Source organism: Thermopolyspora sp. NPDC052614 (assembly GCF_040678635.1).
In the GTDB taxonomy this organism is placed as follows: Bacteria; Actinomycetota; Actinomycetes; order Streptosporangiales; family Streptosporangiaceae; genus Thermopolyspora.
Genome location: NZ_JBFATZ010000007.1, coordinates 337,567 through 350,367, shown reverse-complemented (window position 1 = coordinate 350,367; position 12,801 = coordinate 337,567). Strand labels below are relative to the sequence as shown.

The 12,801-nt window shown below is 72.6% G+C and carries 9 protein-coding genes and 3 pseudogenes; 4 read left to right on the top strand and 8 right to left on the bottom strand.

What is annotated here, in order from left to right:
* Positions 1-127: 127 nt before the first annotated feature.
* A complete protein-coding gene (locus tag AB0K60_RS18385; RefSeq protein WP_364055707.1) occupies positions 128-898 on the top strand; it encodes a MerR family transcriptional regulator in 771 nt (256 codons plus the stop codon).
* Positions 899-1,115: 217 nt separating this feature from the next.
* Here the strand turns inward: AB0K60_RS18385 and AB0K60_RS18380 are convergent.
* From AB0K60_RS18380 to AB0K60_RS18365, 4 genes and pseudogenes are all read right to left on the bottom strand, one after another.
* Positions 1,116-1,307: pseudogene (locus AB0K60_RS18380) on the bottom strand (FAD-dependent monooxygenase); the annotation flags it as partial.
* 22 nt (positions 1,308-1,329) lie between these two features.
* Positions 1,330-2,355, bottom strand: coding sequence for a DUF4037 domain-containing protein (locus tag AB0K60_RS18375; RefSeq protein ID WP_364055704.1), 1,026 nt, complete (start codon positions 2,353-2,355; stop codon positions 1,330-1,332).
* 108 nt (positions 2,356-2,463) lie between these two features.
* Positions 2,464-3,897 (bottom strand): adenylosuccinate lyase, encoded by a 1,434-nt coding sequence (gene purB, locus AB0K60_RS18370; protein WP_364055701.1) that lies wholly within the window; start codon positions 3,895-3,897, stop codon positions 2,464-2,466.
* A gap of 598 nt (positions 3,898-4,495) precedes the next feature.
* Positions 4,496-7,726 carry an efflux RND transporter permease subunit gene (locus AB0K60_RS18365; RefSeq protein WP_364055698.1) on the bottom strand — a complete coding sequence of 1,077 codons (3,231 nt, stop codon included), beginning with the start codon at positions 7,724-7,726 and terminating at the stop codon, positions 4,496-4,498.
* A 192-nt stretch (positions 7,727-7,918) separates the two neighbouring features.
* On the opposite strand from AB0K60_RS18365, the gene AB0K60_RS18360 reads away from it, so the two are divergent.
* Together AB0K60_RS18360 and AB0K60_RS18355 are read left to right on the top strand one after the other, a co-directional pair.
* Entirely contained in the window at positions 7,919-8,467 is a 549-nt protein-coding gene (locus AB0K60_RS18360) for a MarR family transcriptional regulator (RefSeq protein ID WP_364055695.1), read from the top strand.
* 148 nt (positions 8,468-8,615) lie between these two features.
* Positions 8,616-9,458, top strand: a complete 843-nt coding sequence (locus tag AB0K60_RS18355) for an SDR family oxidoreductase (protein WP_364055880.1) — start codon at positions 8,616-8,618, stop codon at positions 9,456-9,458.
* A gap of 219 nt (positions 9,459-9,677) precedes the next feature.
* On the opposite strand, the gene AB0K60_RS18350 is transcribed toward AB0K60_RS18355, so the two are convergent.
* From AB0K60_RS18350 to AB0K60_RS18340, 3 genes are all read right to left on the bottom strand, one after another.
* Positions 9,678-10,427, bottom strand: coding sequence for an alpha/beta hydrolase (locus AB0K60_RS18350; RefSeq protein ID WP_364055692.1), 750 nt, complete (start codon positions 10,425-10,427; stop codon positions 9,678-9,680).
* Positions 10,424-11,035, bottom strand: coding sequence for a LysE family translocator (locus tag AB0K60_RS18345; RefSeq protein ID WP_364055689.1), 612 nt, complete (start codon positions 11,033-11,035; stop codon positions 10,424-10,426). The genes AB0K60_RS18350 and AB0K60_RS18345 overlap by 4 nt, the downstream gene beginning before the upstream one ends.
* A gap of 95 nt (positions 11,036-11,130) precedes the next feature.
* Positions 11,131-11,706 carry an Orn/Lys/Arg decarboxylase N-terminal domain-containing protein gene (locus AB0K60_RS18340; protein WP_364055686.1) on the bottom strand — a complete coding sequence of 192 codons (576 nt, stop codon included), beginning with the start codon at positions 11,704-11,706 and terminating at the stop codon, positions 11,131-11,133.
* A 174-nt stretch (positions 11,707-11,880) separates the two neighbouring features.
* Here AB0K60_RS18340 and AB0K60_RS18335 point away from each other — a divergent pair.
* Positions 11,881-12,116, top strand: a pseudogene (locus AB0K60_RS18335) (DUF4031 domain-containing protein); the annotation flags it as partial.
* 272 nt (positions 12,117-12,388) lie between these two features.
* Here AB0K60_RS18335 and AB0K60_RS18330 read toward each other — a convergent pair.
* Positions 12,389-12,784 (bottom strand): annotated as a pseudogene (locus AB0K60_RS18330) (WYL domain-containing protein); the annotation flags it as partial.
* Positions 12,785-12,801 lie beyond the last annotated feature (17 nt).

The following is a 12,801-nucleotide window of genomic DNA, read 5'->3' as shown; positions in this document are numbered from 1 at the left end:
CATGGCCGGAAAGCGGATGGGTGGAAAGCGGCGCGAAACAGGTGGAAGGCGGGTGGAAATCGCATTTGACCCTCACGTGACGTGAGGCCCCAGGCTGAGTCGCGTAAGGAAAGGAGGGGGGAATCCCATGGGTACCGGTGGTTATTCGGTGGGCCAGGTGGCCCGGCTGGCCGGGGTGACGGTGCGTACGCTGCACCACTACGACGAGATCGGCCTGCTGAGCCCGGGTGAGCGCACCGGCGGCGGCTACCGCCGCTACACCGAGGCGGACCTGGACCGGTTGCAGCAGGTGCTGTTCTACCGGGAGCTGGGATTCCCCCTGGAGGAGATCGCGGCCATCCTGGACGAGCCGGGCGTGGACACCCTCACGCACCTGCGCCGCCAGCGCGAACTGCTGTCCCGGAAGGTGGGGCGCCTGCAGACGATGGTCGCCGCCGTCGACAAGGCCATGGAGGCACACAAAATGGGGGTTTCGCTCACGCCGGAGGAGCGTTTCGAGGTGTTCGGCGACTTCAAGCCCGAGGAGTACGCCGAGGAGGCCGAGCAGCGCTGGGGCGGCGGCGAGGCGTTCGCCGAGAGCCGCAGGCGTACCGCCGCCTACCGCAAGCAGGACTGGCAGCGCATCAAAGCCGAGTCCGAGGAGGTGCTGAACGGCTTCGCGGCGGCGTTCGCGGACGGTGAGCCCGCGGACGGCCGGCGGGCGATGGAGCTGGCCGAGCGGCACCGCGAGCACATCAGCAAGTGGTTCTACGAGTGCACCTACGAGATCCACAAGGGTCTGGCGGACATGTACGTGGCCGACGAGCGTTTCGCCGTCAACTTCGAGCGGGTCGCGCAGGGCCTGACCGCGTACGTGCGCGACGCGATCCACGCCAACGCCGCCCGCGCGGGCGCGTGACCCGCTGACCACGGCCGTCCTGCCCGCTCACGCCCTGCCTGATGCGAAATCCGCGAGCGTGAACCGGTCGGGCATCGTCCGCCGACGCCGGTCAGCGCCGTACATCGGCGCGCCGTCGCGGCGGCGGGGAAGGGCCGGACCCGGCAAGGCGATGCGGTCACAGCACAAGCCGCGCAGGGCGCAGTGTCTCCGGTGTCTCCGGCGCCTCGGGCGTCTATGGCGCCCGGCCGCGGACCTGCGCGGCGGGTTTCCAGCCGAGGTCGAAGGCGTCATGCACGCCCAGGCCGAGGCCCTGACCGCCGATGGGCGGATGGATGTGCGCGGCGTCGCCGACCGGCGGGATCCGCCCAACCCGGTGGCGTCCGGCCGGCCGGGTGGCGCCCCCGAAGCAGGACGGCCGGCGCGGGGAGCAGCCGCGCGGAGTCCGGTCGTCACAGCCCGAGTACGGCGGCCGCGGCGGCGCGGCAGGCGGCGGGCCGGGTGAGCAGGTCGGCGCCGTCGGCGAACTGGTCGACGGCGCCGTAGGGGGGCAGCGCGCGGACGGCGGGATCGGTGACGCGATCCCTCAGTGCCCGGGCGAAGCGGTCGGCCCCGATGACGCGGAAGGGGCGGTCGAAGTAGGTGCGGACGGCCTCGTCGAGGGGGGCGGTGAGGGCGAGGCGGTTGTGCAAGGCGGCGGCCCGGCGGTAGGCGCGGCACAGGTGTTCCTCGCCGTCGCGCCAGGTGCGGGCGGCGATGGCGCGGGCGAGGTCGTCGCCGAGCTCGGCGGTGCCGGTCAGGCGGGCGAAGGCGCTGCCGAGCCATTTGGCGTACGGCGGGTAGCGTCTGCGCATGAGCAGGCACAGGCGCATCAGGTCGCGGGCGAGTCTGGCGGTCTCAACGGCCGAGCCGGTCTCGTCGCCGACCTCGCCGCAGCGGCCGGGGAAGCCCTCGGCCTGGGCGATGCGGTGCCATTGGCAGGACAGGACGTAGCGCCACAGGTCGGGCGGGTACCAGCGGAGCCGTTCGCGGGCCGGCCCGAGCACACCCAGGCCGTCGTGGTGGACGGCCCCGCCGGTGACCTCGGCCAGGCGCTGCCAGGGGGTGGCGAGCCAGTCCAGGATGGTGATGGGGCCGCCGGGGTCGAACCCGAGGTGGCCGGTGAACCAGCTGGCGGCGTCGGTGACGACGACGCCGGGCCGTGCGGGGGCGCGGTCGGAGCCGAAGACGGTGCGATAGCCGGCGAAGGTGTCGGGCAGGGCGGCGGTGACGCGATCGCGGAGCGCGGGGACGTCGGCGGGCCGGGCGAACAACAGCACACGCGGCCCCCAGTCGTGGTCGGTGGACCGCACGGTGTCGAAGTCCAGGACGTCCGAGCCGGGCCCGATGAGGGCGGCGCTGTGCGGGACGCGGCCGGCGAGCGGGCGCACGACCTCGGTGTAGTAGGCGCGCGACAGCTCCAGACCAGGGACGAACATTGGCATCATTTCGTCCACTGTGCTCTCAAAGCCCGCTTTGCGCAGCCTATTTTCCGGCGGCCTCCTGCTCGGCGCGGGATGGCGGGGCGAGCAGGACGCCCCCGGCGATCAGAGGATCGGCTGGGGCGTGTACGCGGCGGCGTCGGGATGGCGGGCGGTGATCTCGGCGATCCGGCCGGTTACGGCGGCGATCTGCTCGGCGGCGGCGCCGGTGAAGATCTCGCGGTCCTTCAGCAGGGCGTCGAGCGCGGGCCGGTCCAGGGGGAAGCGGTCGTCGGCGGCCAGGCGGTCCAGCAGGGGGTTGGCGCCGCCGGAGTCGCGCATGTGCAGCGCGGCGGCGACCGCGTGCTCCTTGATGATCTCGTGGGCGGTCTCACGGCCGGCGCCGTGCCGTACCGCGGCCATGAGCATCTTGGTGGTGGCCAGGAACGGCAGGTAGCGCTCCAGTTCGGCGGCGACGACGGCGGGGAAGACGCCGAACTCGTCCAGGACGGTGAGCATGGTCTCGGCCAGGCCGTCGAAGGCGAAGAACGCGTCGGGCAGGGCCACGCGGCGCACCACCGAGCAGGAGACGTCGCCCTCGTTCCACTGGTCCCCGGCGAGCTCGGCGGCCATGGACGCGTAGCCGCGCAGCACGACCGTCAGGCCGTTGACGCGCTCGCACGAGCGGGTGTTCATCTTGTGCGGCATGGCCGAGGAGCCGACCTGGCCGGGGGTGAAGCCCTCGGTGACCAGCTCGTGCCCGGCCATCAGCCGAATCGTCTTGGCCAGGCTGGACGGCGCGGCGGCCAGCTGCACCAGCGTGGTGAGCACCTCGTAGTCGAGCGACCGCGGATACACCTGGCCGACGCTGGTCAGGCGGCGGGCGAAGCCCAGGTGGGCGGCGACGCGGTCCTCCAGCTCGGCCAGGCGGGCGCGGTCGCCGCCGAGCAGGTCGAGCATGTCCTGCGCGGTGCCGACCGGGCCCTTGATGCCGCGCAGCGGCATGCGCTCGATGAGCTCCTCCAGCCGGGCGTAGGCGAGCAGGAGCTCCTCGGCGGCGGTGGCGAAGCGCTTGCCGAGCGTGGTGGCCTGGGCGGCGACGTTGTGGGAGCGGCCCGCCATGACCAGGCCGGCGTGCTCGGCGGCCAGGCGGCCCAGGCGGGCGAGCATGGCCACGCAGCGGTCGCGTACCAGCAGCAGGCTGTCCCTGACCTGGAGCTGCTCGACGTTCTCGGTCAGGTCGCGGGACGTCATGCCCTTGTGCACGTCCTGGTGGCCGGCCAGGGCGTTGAACTCCTCGATGCGGGCCTTGACGTCGTGGCGGGTGACGCGTTCCCGTTCGGCGATCGAGGCCAGGTCCACCTGCTCGGCCACCCTGTCGTAGTCGGCGTAGGCGCCCTCGGAGACGGGGACGCCGAGGTCGGCCTGGGCCTTGAGCACGGCCAGCCACAGGCGGCGCTCCAGCACCACCTTGTGCTCGGCCGACCACAGGCGGGCCAGCGGCGGCGAGGCGTAGCGGGTGGCCAGGACATTGGGAATGCGCGGCTTGGCGGTGCTCACGTCGCGTCAGTCTATGGCGGTCGCGACCGTGCGGGGGCATCGGGGCGTTCGTTCCCGCTGGCGCGCCGGACGGGCGGCTCCGAGCGGCGGCGGATCGTTGATGGTGGGTGAGGCTTTGGGTGTTGTGATCTGGGTGGTTGGTCGGCATCCAGCCACCCGTCTTTACAAAGTAGATTATTTCGGACATCTCCGACCGTTAAGGGCCGGGTGCTGCAGGTCAGGGACGAACGAAATCCCCGCGACATCCCTCGGACGCCTCGGCGGCGGCACGCGTCAGGACTGCACGCGGCCTGGGGCGCTCACGTCGCGCCGCCGCCCGCCACGACGCCGAAGCCATCGCCCGGACGGTCGAGCGACTCGCCGCCGACCCCGCCCCGCGCCACCGCATGGCAGCAGGCTGTCCGGTACGGCACGCGACGACCGGCCGACGGGGAACGCAAGGGAAACGCTGTGGACGTGACGGCGGGCCGGGCCAGGGGACCGCTCCCCCTGACCCGGCCCGCGCGGGACACGCCCGCATGAGCGCGATCCCCCATGCGGCCCGGCGCGTGCCCGCCGGGTGCCCGATATCCCGATGTCCCGATATGTGGCCGCGCCGTCAGGGGGCGGAGGCCAGCGCCTGCTCCTGCTTGACCGTCGTGTCCGGCGCGGGCGGCGCGTCGCCGCGGCGGCGCATCCGCTCCTTGGCCCGCTCGACCAGCGAATACAACGTCGGAACCAGCACCAGGGTGAGCAGGGTGGAGGACACGAGCCCGCCGATGACCACGATCGCCAGCGGCTGGGAGATGAAGCCGCCCTCCCCCGTCAGGCCGAGCGCCATCGGCACCAGCGCGCAGATGGTCGCCACCGCCGTCATCAGAATGGGCCGCAGGCGGCGCCGTCCGCCCTCCATGACCGCCTCGACCACGCCCAGGCCCTGCTCCCGGTACTGGTTGATCAGGTCGATGAGCACGATGGCGTTGGTGACCACGATGCCGATCAGCATGAGCATGCCGATGAGGGCGGGGACGCCGAGCGCGGTGTCGGTGATCCGCAGCAGGCCGATCGCGCCGGTGGCGGCGAACGGGATCGACACCAGCAGGATGAGCGGCTGCACGAAGCTGCGGAACGTCGCCACCATGATCATGAAGACGATCGCGATCGCGGCGAGCATGGCGACGCCGAGCTGCGCGAAGGCCTCGTCCTGATCGGCGCTGACGCCGCCGATCTCGTACCGGACGCCGGCCGGCAGGGTGAGGTCCTGCAGCCTCTCGTTGAGCGCGGCGGTGACCCGGCCCAGGTCGGCGGCCTCGGCGGCGCCGGTGATGCTCGCGGTGCGCTCGCCGTCGGTGCGGGAGATCTGCTGCGGGCCGTCGACGCGTTCGACGTCGGCGACGGCCGACACCTTCACCCCGCCGGTCGGGGTGGGCAGCTCCAGGTCGCGGATCGCCTCGAGGGTCTCGGGGGCGTCGCCGGTACGCATGATGATGTCGCCGGGACGGCCGTCCAGGTCGATCTGCCCGATGGTGGCGCCGCGGAAGCGCTGGGCGATCGCCTCGCCGATCTGCACCTCGGTGAGGCCGCGTTCGGCGGCCTCGCGGCGGTCCACCCGCACCTGCACGCGCGGGGCGCTGTCCTCCAGGTTGGACGACACGTCGCGCACGCCGTCGATGCCGCTCATCGCCTTGGTCACGGCCTCCGCGCCGGCGCGCAGCGACTTCAGGTCGGGCCCCTGCACGATGACCTGCAGCTGGTTGGCGTTGAAACCCCCGCCGCCCTGGCCGCCGACGGTGACGGTGCCGACGCCGGACAGTCCGGCGATGCGGTCGCGCAGGGTCTGCTCCAGGGCGGAGGTGTCGGCGTCCTGTTTCACCCGGACCGAGAACGTGGCCCGGTCGGGGCTCCCGCCCGAGCCGAAGGAGAACGTGCCGCCGGAGCCGACGCTCACCTGGTAGGAGTCGACGCCGTCGGTGTCGGCGAGGATCGCCTCGATCTTCTTGGCGGCGGCGTCGGTGGTCTCCAGGTCGGTGCCGGCGGGCATGCGCTGGCTGAGCTGGATGGTGTCCTGCCCGGCGGAGTCGATGAAGTTCGTCTTGATGCCGGGCAGCAGCGCCATCGTGCCGATGAACACCGCCAGCCCGATCGCCAGCGTGGGCAGCCTGCGGCGGGTGGCGAAGCGCAGCACCGGCAGGTAGGCGCGCTGCAGCGGGCTGCGCAGCTCCTTGCGCTCGGCCTCCTCGCGCACCTCGCGGGCCCGCTCGGGGCTCTCGGCCTTGGGCGCCGACAGGAACCAGTAGGCGAGCACGGGGATGACGGTGAGCGCCACCACCAGGGAGGCCAGCAGCGCCACCGTCACCGTGATCGCGAACGGGGCGAACAGCTCGCCGACCATGCCGCCGACGAACGCGATCGGGGCGAACACCGCCACGGTCGTCAGCGTGGAGGCGGTGACCGCGCCGCTGACCTCGCGCACACCGGTGAGCACGGCATGGCGTTTCGCCTCGCCGTACGACAGGTGGCGTTTGATGTTCTCCAGCACCACGATCGAGTCGTCGACGACGCGGCCGATGGCGATGGTGAGAGCGCCCAGGGTGAGCAGGTTCAGCGAGTAGTCGCCGATCCACAGGGCGAGCAGGGCGACGACCACCGACAGCGGGATCGACACCGCGGTGACCAGGGTGGAGCGCAGCGACAGCAGGAAGACGAGGATGACCACGACGGCGAAGGCGAGGCCGAGCAGGCCCTCGGTGGTCAGGCTCTCGATGGACCGCTCGATGTAGGGGGCCTGGTCGAACACGACGGTGATGGGCGCGGCGTCGCCCAGGGCCTTGACCAGGTCCCCGAGCTTGGCGTTGACCTCGTGGGAGATGGTGACGGCGTTGCCGTCGGGGGCCATGGTGATGGACACGCCGAGGGTGCTTTCGCCGTCGGTGCGGGTGAGCGTGGTGGCCTCGGCCGGCTTGCGCTCGATCAGGGCGACGTCGCCGAGCTTGACCGGCTTGGGCCGGGCCGGGGCCGCCGCCGCGGGGGTACGGCCCTGCCCCGCCTGTCCCGCTTGACCGGCTGCGCCCTGCCGGCCGGCCTGGGGCTGGGCGGCGGCCGCCTGCGCGGGCCGGCTGAGGTAGAGGTTCTTGAGCTGCTCGATGGTGTCGACGCGGGTGCCGACCTCGACGGTGAGGGTGCGGCCGTCGTCGGAGAGGCTGCCGGCGGGCACCGGGGTGCCGTTGGCGCGCAGCAGTTCGGGGATGGCGGTGACCGGGATGCCGAGCTTGAACAGCTCGCCCTGGTCGGGGGTGATGACGACGGTCTCCTCTTGGGCGCCGGTCACGGTGACGTCGCGCACGCCCTCGATGCCGCGCAGCTCGGGCACCATGACGCGTTCGATCTTGTCGAGCATGCGGCGCGGGTCGCCGGCCTCGCCGACGGCCAGGACCATCACCGGCAGGTCGTCGGTGCTGCCCGCGAGCACCTGCGGGTCGACGCCGTCGGGCAGGCGGGGCTCGACGCGGCCGACGGCCTGCTGGAGCTTGGCGACCGCGTCGTCGATGTCGGTGCCGTACTCGAAGGAGACCTGGACCTGGGCGGAGCCCTCGCGGGAGGTGGAGGTGACCTCGGTGATGCCGGCGATGCCCTTGACGCCGTCCTCCAGGGGCTCAGTGACCTGCTCCTCGACGATCTCCGGGGAGGCCCCCCGGTACTGGGCGACCACGAACGCGGCCGGGAACGACAGCGAGGGCAGCAACTGCTGCTTGAGCGAGGGGATCGCGTACAGGCCGAAGCCGCCGACCAGGAACGCGATCATGATGATGAGCGTCCGGTTGGCCAGGCTCAGCCGGGCCAGGGCGATCATGAGCGGGCCCCCGCCAGGTGGGCGGCGACGCCGGTCTCCGGCACCTCGCGCTGCTCGGTCACGGGGTCTCCTTCTGCGGTGACATAAGGGAACGGGCAAAATCTCCGTCCCAGCCTAACACTTCGCCAAACACGAATATTTAGCCTTCCTGTGAATACCTGGTAACCTGGCCCCACCGACAGGAAGGCGGACGTGAACGACGGCGACGAACGCAGCAGGCTGGTCGGCCGGATCGGCGAGGTCCAGCGCGACCTCGCACGGCTGTTCGCCGACCCCCGCTCCCTGCCGATGTTCGACTCCAACCTCACCATGCGCCAGCTCAAGGTCATCATGATCCTGGCCTTCCACGACGCCCAGTCCGGCCAGGACCTCTCCCGCCGCCTCGGCGTCGGCCTCGCCACCGTCACCGGGATCATCGACCGGCTCGTCGCCCAGCACCTGGTCGAACGCCACGAGGACCCCGCCGACCGGCGGGTACGCCGCGTCAGCCTCACCGACACCGGCCGCCGCCTCGCCGACGACCTCCTGGACACGGGACTCGGCCACCACCGCGCCCTGCTGGACTACCTGGACCTCGACACACTGCGGGCCCTCGAGACCGTCATGCGCAAGATCCAGCAGGCCGCCGCCCAGTACCTGGCCGACCGCGTCCGCGACGCCGGCCAGACGCCACCGCCCGCCCCCGCCCGATCCGATCAGACCGCACGACACAGCGACCCCGCGCCCGACCCGGTGCGCTGACCACGTTGCGCTAACCGGGCTGCGCTGACCACGTTGCGTCGGGCCCGAGCCGCCGCGTGGTCAACGCGGCCGGGGTCGGCGTCCCCCGCCGATGGGCGAGTTCATGGTCGCCGACCGGCCGTGCTGCTAACGTCGCGGCGTGGCTTCGATGCAGCATCCCGGTCCCTTGGACCCCGCGGCGAGCGGCGGCCCGCGTCCCGACGGCGCCGGCGGCGGCCCCGCCGGCTATCTCAACGGGCTGTTCGGCCTGTCCGGCAAGGTCGCCCTGGTCACCGGCGGCAGCTCCGGCATCGGGTACGGCATGGCCGAGGCGATCGGTCGCGCCGGCGCGCGGCTGGTCCTGGTCGCGCGGGACGCCGAGCGGCTGGACAAGGCCGTCGCGCGCCTGGCCGGGCACGGCGTCGAGGCGGCGGCGATCAGCGCCGATCTGGCCGACCGCGCGGCCGTCGCGCGGGTGTGCGACGAGGCGGCCCGGCCGTACGGGGAGATCGACATCCTGGTCAACGCGGCCGGGGTCAACATCCGCCCGCCGATGGCCGAGCTCACGGCCGCCGACTACGACCTGACCATGGCCGTCAACATCACCGCGCCGTACCTGCTGGGCCAGCACTTCGGGCCGCGCATGGCCGAGCGCGGCTGGGGGCGGATCATCAACGTCGGCTCCCAGCAGGCGATCAGCGCGTTCGGCGAGAGCGGCGCCTACGGCGTGTCCAAGGCCGCGATCACCGGGCTGACGCGCTCGCAGGCCGAGGCCTGGTCCCGGCACGGCGTCATGGTGAACACGATCATGCCCGGTTTCGTGGTGACCCCGCTCACCGCGCCGCACCTGGCGGTTCCGGGGCGGGTGGAGCAGTTCGCCGCCCGGACCATGATCGGCCGCAACGGCCTGCCCGCCGACTTCGCCGGGGCCGCCGTGCTGCTCGCCGGCGACGCCTGCCTGTTCATGACCGGCCAGATGATCTTCGTGGACGGCGGCTTCTCCGTGCACTGAGCCCGCGCGGCCCGGATCGTCATCGACTTCGGTCGGCGAAGGTGCGTACCCGCCCACCGGGTTTTCGCGGCCGCCCCCGGCCGGGACCGACCCGCGCCATCCCCCTCCGGGGCCGTGCCCGCCGCCATAACCCGCCGCCATGACCCGGCACCATGACCCGGCGGCCGACCCCGGGCCGGGCGCCCCCGCCATGCCTGCGCGAGGACGCGCCCCCGCACCTCAGCCGGTCAGGAACCCGATGATCAGCCGGGTGATCTCCTCGGGACGTTCCAGGCTGGGCAGGTGACCGGCCCACTCCAGCTCGGCCAGCGTGGCCCGTGGCAGACGGGCGGCCAGATGACGCGCGGTGTCGCCGAAGTAGCCCATGTCATGAGCGCCGAAGGCGACCAGAACCGGCATGGTCAGCCGGTCCAGGTCGACGTCGTGCTCGCGCAGCTCCGGCTCGGGGTCGGCGGCCAGCTGCAGCGTGTACGCCTGGCGCTGCATCTCGGCCAGGAACGCCCGGACCTCGGGGGTCGCGTCGGGGCCGAGCCAGGTCCGGGCGTTGAGCTCCGCCGCGCCGGCCAGGTCCCCCGCCATGACCAGACGCTCCTCCTCCGCGCCGAACGCCTCCATCTCGGGCGTGGCGGGCAGGTCGCAGGGCGCGGCCAGCAGCACCAGCCGCGACACCGCGTCCGGGCGGGCGGAGGCCAGCTCCAGCGCCACCCGGCCGCCGTAGGAGGCGCCGACGACCGCGACCCGCTCCAGCCCCAGCTCCTCCAGCAGCTCGGCCACGTCCCCGCAGTCGGAGTAGGGCCTGTCGGCGGCGTACGGCGTGCCCCCGTACCCCCGGAAATCCGGGCGGATCACCCGGAAGCGAGCGGTGAGGGCAGGCCACAGCGGATCCCACATCCGCGCGTCGGCGGCGCTGGAGTGCAACAGCAGCACCGCCTCGCCCGCGCCGGCGTCGTCATATCGCAGGAAGGTCACCGCGTCTCCGTCGCCAGCTTCACGCCGAACGCGATCAGCACGCCGCCGGAGATCTGCTCCATGCGGCGCCGTACGGCGGGGCGGTGGAACACCGGCCGCACCCGGCCGATGAACCAGACCAGGACCAGGTACCACAGGGTGTCCATCACCACCCAGATCATCGCGAGCATCGCCAGCGTCAGCGGCGCATTCGCCCCGGCGGGCACGAACTGCGGCAGGAAGGAGATCGCGAACACCGCCGCCTTGGGATTGGCCAGGACCGTGGCGGCCCCCACCAGATACGAGCGCCGCCTCCCGCCCCGCCTCCCGTCCGGGGTCCCGCCCGCCTCCGGCTGCTCCGAAGGCGCCTCGGCGCGGCCCCGCCGGGCCTGCCACAGCGACTGCACCCCGATCACCACCAGCACGACCGCGCCGACGACACGCATCACGTCGTAGGCCACCTGCGACGCCAGGAGCAGAGCCGACAGCCCGAACACCGCGGCGAGCGCCCACAGCAGCAGCCCCGTCTCGTTGCCCAGCGTCGCCGCCACACCGTGCGCCTTACCCGCCCGCAGCGTCTCCCGCAGGATCACCGCAGTGCTGACACCCGGGACCATCGCCAGCAGCACGCACGATCCCGCAAAGAAGAGTAGATGCATCCGCGAATCGTCCCCCGCCACCGCCCGCCACGGCAATCCGTTATCGACCACGGCGCCCCCGCGCTTCAGCTCCTGAGGACCTCCACCCAGTAGCGGCCCTCGCCGTCACGGTGAGCGCCGTGAATGTCGGTGGCCAGATCGGGAAAAACCCGATCGAAGTCCTCTAGGGCCCGCAGATACGTCACCAGGGGACCGTCGGCCGGGCCGGCCGCTTCGCCGGGCATCAGCATGGGGATTCCCGGTGGGGTGACGACCACCGTGGCCGCGGCGACCCGGCCCGGCAGCTCGGCCAGCGGGACCCGCTCGGTGCGGGCCCGGATCATCGCCTGGTAGCCCTGGATGACCTCGTACACCCACAGCGGGAGCTCCTGCTCGCGTGTCATCAGGAAGACCGGCAGGCCGCGGAACCTCCCCCGCACCGCCCGCAGCAGTTCCTCGGCCCCGGGCGCGTCCCAGGCGGCCAGCAGCGCCGTCAGCGAGGCGTCCGACCCCACGACCGCCAGGGCGTCCTCGGCCCGGTGGGTCCAGCGCACCTGAAGCCCGAGATCGCCCATCTCCGCGCACACGCGCCGCAGTTGCTCGGCCAGCGCCGAGTCGGCGTCGGGACGTTCGGTGACGGCGGCCAGAACCGTTCGCTCCATGCGCTGCCATACGATCGGGGGAAGGGGGCGGGATGGTCCCGCGAACACCACCCCATGGTAACAACATGTACTTGAGTGGCGACCATTGGTAATCGGAGGTGAAGGCCCGACCCGGTCTGGGGTCGCCGGGCCGGACACCGCGCGGCGCGGCTCCGACGCGAAGGGAGCGCGGGCATGGCCGTGCTGATCGACCCGCCCGACTGGCCCGGGCCTCGGGGGTTGGTGTGGTCGCATCTGGTGAGTGACGTCTCGCTGGAGGAACTGCACGCGGGTTCGCGGCGCGGCTCGGAGCGCCGGAGCGGGCGTTCCACCGCGATCACTATGACGTTCCCGAGACGGTGTACGACCGTGCCGTCCTGCTGGGGGCCGAGCCGGAGACCTCACGCGTGCTGGTGATACGGCTCACCGCGGGCAGGCACCGGGCCTGGGATCCAGCAGTCCTAGCGGCTCTTGCCACCCCCTCCACCCAGGAGCCTACGCGCCCCGCCTCGCTCCCGTACGGCCCCTGCGGCGCGGCGGCGTCCCCCGGGGCGCTCAGGGCACCGCCGCGCCTGCTCATGAGGAGTCCGTGCCGCCGTCGTCGAGGACCAGGCGGTCGCGGCGTGATGGTCGTACGTCACCAGCCGTGGCGGCCCGCCTCCCGGCGCGCTGTTCACGCCTGGGCCGCGCCGGGGGTGCGCGGTTACCGGCGTAAGTACAGCGTGGACAGGTCGGCGACCGCCTGGATCATCATGGCGCGGAGTTCGGGCGGCTCCAGGACCTCGACCGAGGCGCCCAGGCGCATGAGCTGCCAGCAGGCGTGGCGCAGGGACTCCACCGAGAGGCGGACGCGGATCCAGCCGTCGGCGTCCGGCGGCCCCGCCTCGGCCAGCGCCGCGTCGGTGATCGCGACGCCCATGGTCACTCTGAGCAGCGGGACGCCGTCCTGGGCGATGCGTATCACCGCCTCCTCCCGGTACATGCGGTCCAGGAAGTCGGCGGACCAGTTCTGCCAGTACGCCGCCAGGTCGAAGCCCTCGACGCGCTCGAACGTGCCGTCGAGGACCTCAACCGAGCGGATTCGTCCCACCCGGTAGGTGCGCATGTCGCCCGGCT

What these genes read in the sequence shown, in the direction of transcription:
- AB0K60_RS18385 (WP_364055707.1), top strand. Translation starts at nt 128, where the DNA reads ATGGGTACCGGTGGTTATTCGGTGGGCCAGGTGGCCCGGCTGGCCGGG.
- AB0K60_RS18375 (WP_364055704.1), bottom strand. Translation starts at nt 2,355, where the DNA reads ATGTTCGTCCCTGGTCTGGAGCTGTCGCGCGCCTACTACACCGAGGTC.
- AB0K60_RS18365 (WP_364055698.1), bottom strand. Translation starts at nt 7,726, where the DNA reads ATGATCGCCCTGGCCCGGCTGAGCCTGGCCAACCGGACGCTCATCATC.
- AB0K60_RS18355 (WP_364055880.1), top strand. Translation starts at nt 8,616, where the DNA reads ATGCAGCATCCCGGTCCCTTGGACCCCGCGGCGAGCGGCGGCCCGCGT.
- AB0K60_RS18340 (WP_364055686.1), bottom strand. Translation starts at nt 11,706, where the DNA reads ATGGAGCGAACGGTTCTGGCCGCCGTCACCGAACGTCCCGACGCCGAC.